The organism is Parvibaculum sp. (assembly GCF_035511255.1).
In the GTDB taxonomy this organism is placed as follows: Bacteria; Pseudomonadota; Alphaproteobacteria; order Parvibaculales; family Parvibaculaceae; genus Parvibaculum.
Window position 1 is genome coordinate 14,961 of record NZ_DATKFR010000322.1, and the last position, 13,196, is coordinate 28,156.

14 protein-coding genes are annotated in these 13,196 nt (G+C 64.3%); 6 read left to right on the plus strand and 8 right to left on the minus strand.

The window, feature by feature from the left end:
- Nucleotides 1-30 precede the first annotated feature (30 nt).
- The 4 genes from VMR03_RS12695 to VMR03_RS12710 all read left to right on the plus strand — a co-directional run bounded on the left by VMR03_RS12695 (nt 31) and on the right by VMR03_RS12710 (nt 4,448).
- Nucleotides 31-1,524, plus strand: a complete 1,494-nt coding sequence (locus VMR03_RS12695) for a PQQ-dependent sugar dehydrogenase (RefSeq protein WP_325405762.1) — start codon at nt 31-33, stop codon at nt 1,522-1,524.
- A gap of 64 nt (nt 1,525-1,588) precedes the next feature.
- Entirely contained in the window at nt 1,589-3,007 is a 1,419-nt protein-coding gene (gene pabB / locus VMR03_RS12700) for an aminodeoxychorismate synthase component I (protein WP_325405764.1), read from the plus strand.
- A complete protein-coding gene (locus VMR03_RS12705) occupies nt 3,004-3,588 on the plus strand; it encodes an aminodeoxychorismate/anthranilate synthase component II (protein WP_325405766.1) in 585 nt (194 codons plus the stop codon). The genes pabB and VMR03_RS12705 overlap by 4 nt, the downstream gene beginning before the upstream one ends.
- Nucleotides 3,585-4,448, plus strand: coding sequence for an aminotransferase class IV (locus VMR03_RS12710; protein ID WP_325405768.1), 864 nt, complete (start codon nt 3,585-3,587; stop codon nt 4,446-4,448). Before VMR03_RS12705 ends, VMR03_RS12710 begins: the two co-directional genes overlap by 4 nt.
- Nucleotides 4,449-4,453: 5 nt before the next feature.
- On the opposite strand, the gene VMR03_RS12715 is transcribed toward VMR03_RS12710, so the two are convergent.
- Nucleotides 4,454-4,846, minus strand: coding sequence for a hypothetical protein (locus VMR03_RS12715; RefSeq protein ID WP_325405770.1), 393 nt, complete (start codon nt 4,844-4,846; stop codon nt 4,454-4,456).
- 162 nt (nt 4,847-5,008) lie between these two features.
- Between VMR03_RS12715 and VMR03_RS12720 the strand changes: the two genes are divergently transcribed.
- The gene (locus tag VMR03_RS12720; RefSeq protein WP_325405772.1) at nt 5,009-6,103 is read left to right on the plus strand and encodes a M14 family metallopeptidase; all 1,095 of its coding nucleotides are present in this window, start codon (nt 5,009-5,011) and stop codon (nt 6,101-6,103) included.
- An 86-nt stretch (nt 6,104-6,189) separates the two neighbouring features.
- Here the strand turns inward: VMR03_RS12720 and rpmF are convergent, their stop codons facing one another.
- From rpmF to ald, 3 genes are all read right to left on the minus strand, one after another.
- A complete protein-coding gene (rpmF, locus tag VMR03_RS12725; protein WP_152214493.1) occupies nt 6,190-6,375 on the minus strand; it encodes a 50S ribosomal protein L32 in 186 nt (61 codons plus the stop codon).
- Nucleotides 6,376-6,566: 191 nt separating this feature from the next.
- Nucleotides 6,567-7,028, minus strand: a complete 462-nt coding sequence (locus tag VMR03_RS12730) for an SPOR domain-containing protein (RefSeq protein ID WP_325405776.1) — start codon at nt 7,026-7,028, stop codon at nt 6,567-6,569.
- 99 nt (nt 7,029-7,127) lie between these two features.
- Nucleotides 7,128-8,246, minus strand: a complete 1,119-nt coding sequence (gene ald, locus VMR03_RS12735; protein ID WP_325405778.1) for an alanine dehydrogenase — start codon at nt 8,244-8,246, stop codon at nt 7,128-7,130.
- 231 nt (nt 8,247-8,477) lie between these two features.
- Between ald and VMR03_RS12740 the strand changes: the two genes are divergently transcribed.
- A complete protein-coding gene (locus VMR03_RS12740; RefSeq protein WP_325405780.1) occupies nt 8,478-9,098 on the plus strand; it encodes a CoA pyrophosphatase in 621 nt (206 codons plus the stop codon).
- Between the two features lie 19 nt (nt 9,099-9,117).
- Here VMR03_RS12740 and VMR03_RS12745 read toward each other — a convergent pair whose 3' ends face one another.
- The 4 genes from VMR03_RS12745 to VMR03_RS12760 form a co-directional block, all read right to left on the minus strand.
- Complete coding sequence (locus VMR03_RS12745) at nt 9,118-9,318, minus strand: DUF2061 domain-containing protein (protein ID WP_325405782.1); 201 nt, start codon at nt 9,316-9,318, stop codon at nt 9,118-9,120.
- A gap of 89 nt (nt 9,319-9,407) precedes the next feature.
- The gene (locus VMR03_RS12750; protein ID WP_325405784.1) at nt 9,408-11,921 is read right to left on the minus strand and encodes a cation-translocating P-type ATPase; all 2,514 of its coding nucleotides are present in this window, start codon (nt 11,919-11,921) and stop codon (nt 9,408-9,410) included.
- Between the two features lie 24 nt (nt 11,922-11,945).
- The gene (locus tag VMR03_RS12755) at nt 11,946-12,632 is read right to left on the minus strand and encodes a glutathione S-transferase family protein (protein ID WP_325405786.1); all 687 of its coding nucleotides are present in this window, start codon (nt 12,630-12,632) and stop codon (nt 11,946-11,948) included.
- A 177-nt stretch (nt 12,633-12,809) separates the two neighbouring features.
- The coding region (locus VMR03_RS12760) for a hypothetical protein (protein WP_325405788.1) at nt 12,810-13,196 on the minus strand (387 nt) is incomplete at its 5' end.

Here is a 13,196-nt window from a genome sequence, read left to right on the forward strand (position 1 = left end):
GGCAAGCGGACCACAGAAACGGAGACCAGAATGCTGCGCAAGGTTCTCTTCGGCCTCCTTTTCCTGCTCGCTCTGACGATCGGCGGCGCCTACGCGTTCTGGCCGGCGACCTGGACGGTCAACGCGCCGATCACCAATTCGCTTCTGGGCTGGGGCGTCGACGCGGCGCCCGAAGTCAGGCTGCGCGAAAGGCTGCGCCTTCCCGACGGCTACCAGATCAACCGCTATGCGGTCGGCCTCGGTCAGGCGCGCATCCTGCGCTGGACGAGCGGAGGCGACCTCCTCGTCTCGATCCCGCGCAAGGGCGAGATCGCCCTGATCGGCCGCGACGCGAAGAAGACCGGGCGCGGCGGCTCGATTCGCGCGCTGCTGACCGGCCTCAACCGTCCACATGGTATCGAGATCCAGGACGGCTTCCTCTATGTCGCGGAAACCGACGCGATCCTGCGCGTGCCTTTCGACGAGGCGAAGGGAGAGGTCACGGGCAAGATCGAACGCATCCTGACGGGCCTGCCCGCCGATGGAAATCACTGGTCGCGCACGCTGCGCATGGGGCCCGACGGCTGGATGTATGTGAGCGTCGGCTCCGACTGCAATGTCTGCATCGAGAAGGACAGGCGTCGCGCCGCCATTCTCCGCTTCCGTCCGGACGGTTCGGGCGAGGAGACCTTCGCCGAAGGCCTGCGCAACACGGTCGGCTTCGACTGGGACGCTAAGGGCGAAATGTGGGGCGTCGACAATGGACGCGACCTTCTCGGCGACGATATCCCGCCGGAAGAACTGAACCACATCGAACAGGGCAAGTTCTACGGCTGGCCCTTCCGCTACGGCAACAACGTACCCGATCCCGATTTCGGCCAGACGCAGGATTCGCGCATCGCAAGCGCGGTGCCGCCCGCCTATGGCTTCCCCGCGCATATGGCGCCGCTTTCGATCAAGTTTCTGCACGGCGCGTTGCCTCCCGATCTCGAGGGCGCCGCGCTGGTGACGCTGCACGGCTCCTGGAACCGCTCGAAAAAGCAGGGCTACCAGATCGTGTCGGTGCATTGGGACGCGGATGGGCGGATCACCACGGAGCCTTTCATCACCGGCTTCGAAAAGGACGACGACGTGCTCGGCCGTCCCGTGGATACGGCGCAAGGCCCGGATGGTGCGATCTATGTTTCCGACGATTATGCCGGCGCAATCTACCGTGTGAGCTACGGCGCCGCGCAGGCGGCCTCGCCGGCGACAAAGCCCGCCGAACCGCAGCAGGAGCCGACGAAGGACGCCGCGGCGCCGGCCGAAACGCCGACCAATGACGAAGCGCTGCGCGGCCAAGGCATGTTCGGGGCGGTCGGCTGCAAAACCTGCCACGGCGGTGACAAACCGACAGTGCCGCTCAAGAACCTCGCGGCACGCTATAGCGAGGACGACATTACCGCCCTTCTCGCGACGCCGCCGGCCAACATGCCTTCCTTCGCCCATCTGAAGGACGACGAGCGCCGCGCCATCGCCGCCTATGTCCTCGCCACGCACAAGTGAGGGGGCTAGACTGACGTCATCCGGTTGGGCTTGCTCCAAGGCGAGGTCCGGCGCTTTGTCCGACATGCATATCGAAGACTTTTCATGGGTGCCGCCGCATGAGCTGTTTCAGGCTTTTGCGGGCGAGCCTTTTGCATTGCTGCTGGACAGCGCGACGGCGGCGCCCGGACGCGACCCGGCACTTCACGGCCGCTGGAGCTTTATCGCGCTCGATCCCTTCGAAACAATGGTCTGGCGCGAGGGAGACGCGCCGGCGCCCTTCGCGACGCTGAGAACCCGCCTTGCCGAATTCGCCCTTGCCGCCGCGCCCGGCCTGCCGCCCTTCATCGGCGGCGCGGCGGGCTTCTTCGGTTACGATCTCGCCCATACGCTCGAACGCCTGCCGCCGCGCGCGAAACCTTACGCCATCGACGATCAGCATCTGCCCGACATGGCGCTCGGATTTTACGACGTGGTGCTTGCCTTCGATCACGTAGAGCGCCGCGCTCTTCTCGTTTCGACGGGGTTGCCGGAACGCACGGATGCTGCGCGCAAGCGCCAGGCAAAGGCCCGCGCCGATATCTTCCGTGCACGTCTCGCGGCGGCAAAACCATTTCATCCACCGGCCTTGCCGGGTGCGGTCGCCGCCGAGCCGGATGTCGCCAGAGCCGATTATGAAAGCGCTGTCGCCCGCGTCATTCGCTACATCGAAGCCGGCGACATTTTTCAGGCGAACCTCTCGCAACGTTTCGAGGCACGACTCGCCGAGGGCGGCACGGCTTACGATCTTTATCTCCGCCTGCGCCAGACGAGCCCCGCGCCCTTCGCCTCCTTTTTCAATTTCGGCGAGGGCGCGCTCGTTTCTTCCTCGCCGGAACGTTTTCTGCTGCTGCGGAATGGCGAGGTCGAAACCAAGCCGATCAAGGGTACGCGGCCGCGAGGGACGACGCGCACGGAAGATGCCCGCCTCGCCGCCGAACTTCTCTCCTCGCAAAAGGACCGCGCCGAGAACGTGATGATCGTCGATCTTCTGCGCAATGACCTCTCCCGCGTCTGCGCGGACGGCAGCGTCACGGTCGAAGATCTCTGCGCCCTCGAGAGTTTCGCGCAGGTTCATCATCTCGTCTCGACGGTGCGCGGGAAACTTCGGGACGGAAAAACCCATGCCGATCTTCTGGCCGCCTGCTTCCCGGGCGGCTCCATTACCGGCGCGCCGAAACTCCGCGCCATGGAGATCGTCGCCGAACTCGAACCGACGACGCGCGGGCCCTATTGCGGCGCCATCGGCTACCTCGGCTTTGATGGCGCGATGGATACCGCGATCGCGATCCGCACCATGATCGTGCAGGATGCCCGCGTCACCTTCCAGGCGGGCGGCGGCATCACCGCCGACAGCGACCCCGCCGCCGAATATGAAGAGACGCTGGCGAAAGCACGCGGCATGGCGCGCGCGCTCGGCGGTTATGAAACCGCATCGGCTTCGCTCGAGGAGGCCGGCGCATGATTCTCCTGATCGACAATTACGACAGCTTCGTCCACAACCTCGCCCGTTATGTCGGCGAACTCGGCTTCGAACGCACCGTCCTGCGCAACGACGCAATCACGGTCGAGGCGGCCATCGCGTCGAAGCCAGACGCGATCATCCTTTCGCCCGGCCCCTGCGGCCCCGGCGAGGCCGGCATTTCGGTCGCGCTCGCGAAGGCGGCGGCCGAAAAGAGAATACCGCTACTCGGCGTCTGTCTCGGCCACCAGGCGATCGCGGCGGCTTTCGGCGGCACGATCCGCCGCGCAGCGCCGGTCCACGGCAAGCCCGCGGAAATCCACCACGACGGCAGCGGCATTTTTCGCGCCCTGCCGAACCCCTTCACCGCCGCGCGCTACCACTCGCTCGTCGCCGATCTCGATCCGGCCGGTCCCTTGCGCGCGACCGCGCACATAGCGGACGGCACGTTGATGGCGCTCGCTCATGAGGACGCACCGCTCTTCGGTGTGCAGTTCCACCCGGAATCGGTGCTGACGGAACACGGGCATCTGCTGCTGTCGAATTTCCTGACGCAAGACACTCGCATGAGGAAGAGCGCATGATCGTCTGGCTCAACGGCGAAATCGTCGACGAGCGCGACGCGCGCATCGACACGCGCGATCGCGGTTTCCTTCTCGGCGACGCGCTGTTCGAAACGCTGCTCGCGCGGCGCGGCCGCATCGCCTTTCTCGACGCCCATGTCGTGCGGCTCGCGGCCGGCGCGAGCATCCTCGGCATACCGATGCCGGTCTCGACCGGCCATCTCGCGGTCGCCTGCGAAATGCTGCTGGAGGCGAACGGACTTCTCGACGCGCCGCGTGTCGCGCTGCGCATCACGCTGTCGCGGGGCCCCGGCCCGCGCGGCCTCGTGCCGCCGGAAGACCCGATACCGACGCTGCTGATTTCCGCGGTCGAAAGCCCACCGCCGCCGGCCGCGCAAAGCGCCATCGTCGCGACGCCCCGGCGCAACGCGCTGTCTCCCGTCTCGCGGCTCAAGGCGGTCGCCTATATCGACAATGTCCTCGCCCGCGAGGAAGCCCGCGCACGCGGCGCCGACGAGGCGTTGATGCTCGACACGACGGGCCACCTCGCCTGCGCCAGCGTGGCAAACGTCTTCCTGTGGGAGGGCGAAAGGCTCGTCACGCCGGCGGAAGAATGCGGCATCCTGCCGGGCGTCACCCGCGCTGCCGTCATGGAACTCGCCGAGCGCCTCGGCATCGAGCTCGTCGAGGACATGATCATGCCGCAGCGCCTCGTCCACGCGAACGGCATCTTCCTGACCAACAGTCTGATGGGCTTGATGCCGCTGTCACGCATCGAGACGCGCGAATTGCCGCCGCACCGGATGACCGGGCGGCTGCAAGCGGCCTATGAGATCCTCCTCGAAGCGGAGGAAGAGGACGGAGACGGGGACGAGCTTTAGCCTCCTCACTCCGAGACGGAGAAGTCGCGCCGCGCCGAAGTGATGGTGACGGTGAAGCCTGCGATCGTGTCGAGAAGAGCGAGCAGCACCAGCAGGAAGAAGACCGAGGTGCCGAACTGCGGCAGCACGATGAACTCGACCATCGCGACGAGCAGAACCAGCATCGACAATGCGTGATTGATGATCGTCGGCGCGCCCGTTCGCGTCGCATTGACGATTTCGAGGAAGAGCAGCAAAAGCCCGAAAATGATGACGGCATCGCCGACCGTAAGCGTCCAGACCGCGCCGGAAATGAGCGAGATCGGCACGAGGGCCGTCTCCATGGTGAGGCCGGTCAGGAAGACGACGATGTTGTAGGCAATAACGGCAAGCGCCAGAAGCGGCAGCGATCCGAGCATTGGCTGAACTCCCCCAAAAAGGCGCCGGACGATCTGCCTTTGGCGCCGGCCCGTGTCATTCTAGCACAGAATCGACCATTTTGATGACGGCGCACGCCTGCTTGGCGAGGCGAGCTATCCATGATGAGATGCGCCACGACAAAACCGGAAAGAGACGCCTAAATGACGACCGCTAAAGGAATTTTCGCCGAAAGCTACGCCGAGGCGCGGGCCCGCTTCCTTGCGGCGGCCGATGCAGCCGGTGCCGATCTCGAAAGCGAAGCCCACCCCCTGAAGGGCCCCTCCGGCGAAGACCTCGCCATCGACATGGCCCGCATCGGCCCTTCAAACGCACCGAAACTCTTCGCCATCACCTCGGGCACGCATGGCATCGAGGGCTATACGGGCTCGGCGGTCCAGACACGGCTTCTGGAGAGCGGTATCGGCGCGAGGCTGCCGGCGGACACAGAGCTTCTCTTCATCCATGCGGTCAATCCCTGGGGCTTCGCGCATGGCCGCCGCGTCAACGAGGACAATATCGACCTCAACCGCAATTTCGCCGCCCCGCCCTTACCCGAAAACCCCGGCTACGAGAGGCTGCATGCCGCGCTCGTGCCGAAGGAATGGAGCGAGGAAAGCCGCGCGGCGGCGCGGACGGCACAAGGCGAGTTCATCGGCAAGCACGGCTTCGAGGCCTTCGTCGCCGCCCTCAGCACCGGCCAGTACACGCGCCCGGACGGGCTCTTCTTCGGCGGCTCGAAGCCCGCTTGGTCGAACAGGGTCATGCGCGAGATATTCGAGCGCGAGTTTGCGCCCCGCGATGCGATCGCCTTCATCGATATCCATACCGGCCTCGGCGAGCGCGGCGCGGGCGAACTCCTCTGCACCGAAGCGCCGGGCCATCCGGTCTTCGAACTCGGCGTGAAATGGATGGGCCCGGACCTGCGCTCGACCAGCGCCGGCACCTCCGTTTCGGCGGACGTCCGCGGCACCATGAAGAGCGCGCTGATAGACCGTCTCTGCACGGATGGAAAACCCCGCCAGACCATGGCGATCTCGATCGAGTACGGCACAGTCCCGGCCGATCGGGTTGGCGCCGCGCTGCAGGCAGACAACTGGCTCTATCAGCATGGCGATCCGGCAAGCCCGCTCGGCCGCGAAATCGCAAGGGAGATGCGCGCCGTCTTCCTTATCGAGGAAACGGACTGGGCGGACACGATCCATGAGCAGGCCGCCCGCCATGTCGATGCCGCCTTGAAAGGGCTGGCGAGCGTCTGAGGCGCGAGCACGGACGAGAAACGACAAAGGCGCCGGCGGTTGCCCGCTGGCGCCTCATATGCAGCCGCCCGAAAGGCGATGCGAAATCAGATGTCGGATTTCGGCTTCAGGATCTGCTTGCCGCGATACATGCCGCTCTTCAGATCGACATGGTGCGGACGATGCAGCTCGCCCGAATCCGGGTTCTCGACATAGGTCGGCTGCTTCAGCGCATCCGCCGAGCGGCGCATGCCGCGCTTCGACGGGGAGGTCTTCCTCTTGGGGACGGCCATTTCTCGGGTCTCCGGTCTTGCGAATGCCTTGGGCCCGGGGCTCGCGACCCTTTGGGGACCGGCTCTTGGACAAGGCGTGTGAAATTCGATCTCGGCCGCAAACCCTGACGGGAGCGCCCATTGGCGCGCCTTATACAGGCAAAGCGCGCCGAAAGTCTACCGGCTTGCGGCGCGAAAGCCGAATATCGGGCCTAGCGGGCCGCAACCACCGGGCATTGGGGCGTCGAGAGCCCGGCCCTGGCACAGGCGGCCTTGGCCTCCTTCTGGCTGGCGAAATTGCCCATCCGGACCCTGTGGAACGTGCCGTCGCCCTTGAGCGAGACCGTTTCGATCTTGAGCTTGTTGTTGCGTTCGAGCGCCGGCTCGCGCCGGGCGAGGTCGAGATAGCGTCTGGTCGCCATGTCGATCGAGCCATAAGAGCCGAGCGGCACGTAATAGCGGCCCTGGGCGACGGGTTTGCGCACGGCGGCGGGCCTGATGGACCCCGTGACGATGTCCTCGTTGGGATCCCGGACGGGGGCCTTCTCGGTCTGGCTGACCCGCGCGCCCCGGTCGTAGCCGTCGCGACGATGTTCGCGCTGATAGACGAAAAGAGCGATGCAGCCTCCGATGAGGAGGAGCCAGAAAAGCTCCCTGCGGCGTGTGCGATCCATTGTCCCCATTCTCCTTTATCCCCTGACGGAGAGAAGAATGGGGCACATATGGTTAATTACTGTTTAAATTTGGCACACACGAAGCGGCAAATGGGCTCGTCAGCCGGCCAGAACCTGGGCGGCAGGCACATAGGCAACGCCCAACGCGTCCGATACGGCCTGATAGGTGATCTTGCCCTTGTAGACGTTGAGACCGGCAAGGAGATGCGGATTGTCCGCCAGCGCCTTTGCATGGCCCTTGTCGGCGAGCGCCAGCGTGAAGGGCAGCGTCGCGTTGTTGAGGGCGAAGGTCGAGGTGCGCGCCACCGCGCCCGGCATGTTGGCGACGCAGTAATGCACCACGTCATGCATGATGTAGGTGGGCTCCGCATGGGTCGTCGCATGCGAGGTCGCGAAACATCCGCCCTGATCGATGGCGATGTCGACCAGCACCGAACCCTTTTTCATTCTCTTCACCATCTCTTCCGAGACGAGCTTCGGCGCTGCCGCGCCCGGCACCAGAACCGCGCCGATGACGAGGTCGGCGCCAAGTACATGCTCCTCGATCGCGTCGACCGTCGAGTAGATCGTGTTGAGGCTCGGGCCGAACTGCATGTCGAGTTCATAGAGGCGATGAAGATTGAGGTCGATGACGGTGACATGGGCTTCGAGACCCATCGCCATGCGCGCCGCATTGGTGCCCGAGACGCCGCCGCCGAGAATGACGACCTTCGCCGCCGGCACGCCCGGCACGCCGCCGAGCAACTGTCCACGGCCACCTTGCGCGATCTCGAGGCAATGTGCGCCTGCCTGGATCGACATGCGTCCGGCGACTTCCGACATCGGCGCCAGCAGCGGCAACCCGCCGCGCGCATCCGTCACCGTCTCATAGGCGATCGCGATGACACCCGACTCCATCAGCCCGCGCGCCTGCTCCGGATCGGGCGCGAGATGCAGATAGGTGAAGAGTACCTGCCCTTCGCGGAGCTGCTTCCATTCGGAAGGCTGCGGCTCTTTCACCTTCACGACCATCTCGGCCTTGGCGAAAATTTCTTCCGCCGTGTCGACGAGCTTCGCGCCCGCCGCCGCATATTGCTCGTCGAAAAGCCCGATGCCGAAACCCGCGCCCTTCTGTACCAGCACTTCATGTCCGTGATGGACCGCCTCGCGTACGGTCGAGGGCGTCATGCCGACGCGATATTCATGGACCTTGATTTCCTTGGGGACGCCGATACGCATGGAAAGCCTCTTGAGGGGTTCGGGACGGCGGGGGCTGCCATCCGCTCAAGTGCGAATCTACCGCCGCGCCCGCGTCCATCCAATATCCCGCCGAGGCTAAATTGCGGAGGGCTGTTTAATATATTCATCAGTTCGGCGTCAAAAAAGTCAACATCCGTTGCGTCTGGAGCAACGCAACTTGCTCATATGTTAAACAGACGTGCCCATTCCCAAGCCATGCTAGAAATGCACATGACCCATGTTTTCGACAGCGCGCTTCGGGAAAAAATCGGCGAGCGGCTCGCGGACTTCACCCTTGAAGCCGCGACGCAGGGAGAGTTGAAGCGTGCCGCCGTCGCAATCGTTATCGCGCCGCATGAAGAGGGCGCCGGATTTCTGCTGACGCGCCGCGCGCCGCGGCTCAATGCGCATGGCGGCCAATGGGCCCTGCCTGGCGGACGCCTCGATGCGGGCGAAACCGCCATCGAAACCGCGTTGCGCGAGCTTGAAGAGGAAATCGCGCTGCGCGCCGATCGCGCGGCCGTGCTCGGCACGCTCGACGATTACCCGACCCGGTCGGGCTATCTCATCACGCCCGTCATCGTCTGGGTCGAGAGCCTCGCGGCGATGAAGCCCAATCCCGGCGAGGTGGAATCGATCCATCCCTTTCGTCTCGCCGAACTGGAACGACCGGACTCGCCGGTCTTCCTTACCATTCCGGAAAGCGACCGCCCTGTGATCCGCATACTTCTCGGCGAGCGGCATGTGCATGCGCCGACGGCCGCCGTGCTCTATCAATTCAGGGAAGTGGCGCTGCAGGGCCGCGCGACGCGGGTCGCGCATTTCGAGCAACCCGTCTGGGCTTGGAAATAGGCCGCGCGCGTCGGGCCTCTCAGGCTGCCAGCGCCGCGCCGCCGCCGTGATGACCCTCGTGCCAGCGCTCATAGAAGAAATGGATGAGCGCATTCACGGCCGGCTCGACCAGGGCCACGCTGGCCGCCAGCGCCGCCTGCCCCGTCAGCGCATAGGCGACGGCGAGCCCGACGAGGAAGTGGACGATCGAGAAGGCGACAGCCTTTCTGGCGGCACGCATGGAATGCTCCTGGCTTCCTGAAAGCCAATCTTATTGCGAATGATTATTATTTAAATCTTTGAAACCTGACTGTCAAGGCTCGATGTCTTTCAGGCCGCCAGCCGCGATCGCCATAGGGGTTTCAGGAGTTCAAGCACGACGAGGGTTCCGAGCCCTGCACCCGCGGCCAGCGCCAGATCGTCGGCATGGAGCGGTCCGAAGCGGAAAAGCTTCCGCGCCGGCACCCAGAAGAGGATGACGGCCAGGATGGAGCCAACCGCCGCCAGCTCTATCCAGAGCGCCAGATTCCGCGCACCGAGCGCCGTCAGCAGCGAAGTGCTGAAGGAGCGGTTGGAGAAGATGAGCGCGATATTGGTGATGACCAGCGACACGAAAGTGAGCGCGCGGACTTCCGGCTCGCTCATTCCGCGGCTCATGGCCAGAGCGAACATGCCAGTGACGACGCCGAGCGCCAGAATGCCCTGAACGAGACTCCAGACGACGAGGCCGCTGGAAAAGAGCGGACTCTTCGGATCACGCGGCGGCCGGCGCATCACGTCGCTCTCTTCTCCTTCCGCCTCGAAGACGATCGAGCAGACCGGATCGATCACCATCTCGAGGAAAGCGATGTGGATCGGCGTCAGGATGAGCGGCCAGCCGAACAGCAGAGGCACCAACGCGGTGCCCGCGATCGGCACATGCACGGCAAGGATATAGCCCATCGCCTTGCGCAGATTGTCATAGATGCGCCGGCCGAGCCGCACCGTCTTCACCATCGAGGCGAAATCATCGTCCAGCAGCACGATCGACGCCGCCTCGCGCGCGACATCCGTGCCGCGTCCGCCCATCGCAATGCCGATATGCGCGGCCTTCAGCGCCGGCGCGTCGTTGACCCCGTCGCCGGTCATCGCGACGATCTCGCCATTGGCCTTCAACGCCTGCACGATGCGGAGCTTCTGCTCCGGCAGGATGCGCGCGAAGACGGTGACGCGGCGGACATGCGCGCGCAAGGCCGCATCGTCGAGCCCGTCGATCTCCGCGCCGGTCAGCACCTCGCGAACATCGAGCCCCGCCTCCGTCGCGATGGCATGCGCCGTCGCCGGATAGTCGCCCGTAATCATCGCGACGCGAATACCGGCGGCCCGGCATTCGCGCACCGCATCGCGCGCTTCGGGCCGCAGAGGATCGGCAAGGCCGACAAGGCCGGCAAAGCGCATGGAGAGATCGAGAGCGGATGACGGAAACGGCCCCTCATGCTCGCCTTCGGCAAGGGCGAGGACGCGCATGCCTTTCGTCGCCATCTCATCAACCGAGCCGCGCATCACGGCCGTCTCGTCGGGCGTCAGCCCGCAGAGGCGGGCGACTGCTTCCGGCGCGCCCTTCGCCGCGACGATATAGCCAGGCCGGTCGGGCGACTTCCATATCTGCGTGACGGCGAGGAGTTCCGAGCTGAGACCGAAGCCGTGTTCGAGCGTCCAGTCGCTGTCGGTGCTGGCGAGCGCATGAAACGCCTTCTCCATCGGATCGAAGGGGTCGGGCGCACTCGCAAGGACGCCGAGATTGAGCAGCTTCCCGAGCGGCGCGGGAACAGCCGCGCTCGTCCCGCCATCCAGACGGTAGACGGAATCGCCGACGCGAAGTTCGGCGACCGACATCCGGTTCTGCGTCAGCGTACCGGTCTTGTCGGTGCAGAGGACGGTCGTCGCGCCCAGCGTCTCGATGGCCGCGGCGCGGCGGGTCAACACGCGCGCTCGGGAAATACGCCAGGAGCCCATCACCATGAAGACAGTGAGGACGAGCGGAATTTCCTCCGGCAGCATCGACATGCTGATCGCGATCCCGGCGAGAAGACCGCCGATCCAGTCATGCCGGGTGAGCGCATAAAGCACGACGACGCAAGCCGCCAGAAGCGTACCCACGATTGCAAAGCCGCGCACGAAGCGCTTCGTCTGCGCCCGCAATGGCGGCGGAGCGCTGTCGATGCCGCCGAGGGCGGTGCCGATCTTGCCGATCTCGCTCAAGGGGCCGGTCGCGGTCACTTCGGCGCGACCCTGGCCATGCACGATGAGCGTGCCGGAAAAGACGAACGGCAAATCCTCGCCGCCGGGACGCATGGCGACGACCGCGCCACTCGCTGCCATTTTGCGAACCGGCGCGGATTCCCCCGTGAGCAGGGCCTCGTCGACCAGAAGTTCGTTGCAGGAGACAAGACGGGCATCGGCGGGCACGCGGTCACCTTCCGCGAGCATGACAATGTCGCCGCGCACCACATCGCGTCCGGCGATGCGCCGCTGACGCCCGCCGCGGACGACGAGTGCGCGCGGACTCGTCAAATCCCGAAGCGCATCGATGACGCGTTCGCTGCGCGTTTCCTGAACGACCGCGATCGATATGGAAAGCGTCGCGAAGGCGAGAAGGATAAGCGCTTCTTCATGATCGCCGAGCAGCAGATAAATGAGGCCTGCCGCGAGCAGCAGCCCGAACATCGGCTCGCGCACCACATCGACGGCGATGCGCAGGACCGTCCGCTTGTCCGGCTGCGGGAGAAGATTGGGACCTTCCGCCTTGAGTCGCGCGGCAGCTTCACTTTCAGACAGGCCCTGCGGCCCTTTTTCGTCCTGCATGAAACTGCCGCCGCTCGCTATCGCCTAGCGCTGCACCATCTTCAGCGCTTCTTCGGCGAATTTTTTCGCGCCCTTGCCGTCGCCTTCCTGGAGTGTCTTCAGGTCGACGGGAATGGCAATGCCTCTCTGCGCCGCCGGGCGCGCCGCAATGAGATCCACCCAGCGTTGCAAATGCGGCAGATCGTCGATCTCGACGCCCGACCATTTATGCGTCCGCACCCAGGACCAGTTGGCGATATCGGCGATCGAATAGTCGCCGGCGAGATATTCGCTGTCCTTGAGGCGACCGTCGAGCACGGTGAAGAGACGCTTGCTCTCGTTCTGATAGCGGTCGATGGCGGCCTGAATCTTCTCAGGGAAATAACGGAAGAAGACATTGGCCTGACCCATCATCGGCCCGATGCCGCCCATCTGGAACATCAGCCATTGCATGACGACCGAACGGCCTTTTGCATCGGTTGGCATCAGCCTGCCGGTTTTTTCGGCAAGGTAGACGAGGATGGCCCCCGATTCGAAGACCGCGAAATCATCCGCGTCGCGATCGACGATGGCGGGAATCCGGCCATTCGGATTGATCTTCAGAAACCAGTCTTCCTTCTGCTCGTTCCTGGCGAGGGCAATCGGCTTCACTTCATAGGGCAGCGCCAGTTCTTCGAGCGCGATGGAGGCTTTCCAGCCATTGGGGGTCGAGGCGGTGTAGAGATCGATCATGAGACATCCTCCCTTGAATCTTTGGCGCGGAGCATATCTCGGAAGGTCGCGCCGGCGCGACAAGAGCTTTCGCGCCCGGTCCGGTCGATTTCGAAAGCATTCTTGCCTTGTCCCGAAAACCATTGAAGACTGATCGGGGCTCCCGGCACGCGGCTTGCTGGGCTCGCCTCGACAACTTCACGCGCGGGACGTCAAAGCATCATGGCCCTTCAGGAACAAACCAAGTCCGCTCCGATCGCCGAGCCCGGGATTGGACAGACCATCATCGAGATCAAGAATGTCTCGAAAGCTTTCGCCGGCGATGTTCAGGTCGTTGCGATCGAACAGGTCGAGGCTATATTCAGCATCCTCGTTATGACTGTGAATCAAGGCAATTGCAGCCTTCTGTTTATCCCTGAAAGCCCTGGTAATCCATATGCCGATCAGCCAACCCATAGAACCAACCGCCGAGCTCAGCCACGGACTGTCTTTCAGAAAAATATCCGCCAACAGGTGCGTCGCCAGGCCCAGTAAAAAGCACTTCAAAATTGCAACCCATTGCAAATGCGTATTGACCGATTTAAC